Genomic DNA, 877 nt, shown 5'->3' with positions numbered 1-877 from the left:
TATGTGATTTTTTTTAAGCGACTAATTTCAGTTTGAGAGATAATCTTTCTACCGCAAATCTTACAGAATTATAAGCTAACTGGATAATACTCAAGTGGGTGTTTGCTGCTTTGCCGCCGTTATACCTAACAGACATTAATTGATAATATAATTTTAAATACCTGTGACATCATAGCCTTTATCCATCATAATAAAATTAGGTCGGCTACCTATTTTAGTAAGTTTTCTTAGTAATGGAACAGCCACAGATAAATCAGACACATGGGCAGACGAAAGAAGACTGCTCACTATATACTGACTGCTAGTGGAAACAGCTAGATGGGCTTTGTCATGAGCCATAACGTGAGTTGCATCTAGTGCTATCTGCTCAGAAAATAACCCATTAACCTCATCAATTTGTGTAAGTAATAGGTGATTCAAATTATCCATTATATGTGGATGTGTCGTGAGTTTATGTGCAAAGCATGAGAAGGTCGCTTCCGAAGGAATACGCTCTGAATAGAGAAACCCTAAACTCAGTTTAAATACTAGATCTTCCTTCAAACGTTTAATCAACGCCTTAATCGTTGGAATTCCTTCAATATAACGAACGACAAAGGCTTTAAATGTCGCTTCATAATTAACGGTCACAGGTCTTCCAACACGATGGTCTTTATCAAACAACGCTACTACTTTTTCAATTGGTAATGGGGAGAATAGTTCACCATATCGCTCAATGGGTTCTAATTCTAATAAAATTTCAATATCAAAAAATGTCGGTTGGTGTATAATAGTCATAGAGAACACTCCTTTTTGATTCTGTTGGCTTGCACTTACATTATATCAAAAATGGGGAGGTTCTCTTTTTTTAGTTGATTTAATCCCTTATGCCGTAAGG

The 877-nt window shown here is 35.9% G+C and carries 1 protein-coding gene; it reads right to left on the bottom strand.

The window, feature by feature from the left end:
- Positions 1 to 153: 153 nt before the first annotated feature.
- The gene (locus AC5KOD_RS02520) at positions 154 to 777 is read right to left on the bottom strand and encodes a transposase (RefSeq protein WP_496912968.1); all 624 of its coding nucleotides are present in this window, start codon (positions 775 to 777) and stop codon (positions 154 to 156) included.
- Between the last annotated feature and the right edge of the window lie 100 nt (positions 778 to 877).

It is taken from the genome of Vagococcus sp. WN80Y, from assembly GCF_059621045.1.
The sequence above is the reverse complement of the archived record's forward strand: the minus strand, read 5'-3'. Positions and strand labels throughout refer to the sequence as shown.

Bases quoted from the DNA above. Each gene is read 5' to 3' on its own strand.
- AC5KOD_RS02520 (WP_496912968.1), bottom strand. From the start codon at position 777: ATGACTATTATACACCAACCGACATTTTTTGATATTGAAATTTTATTA.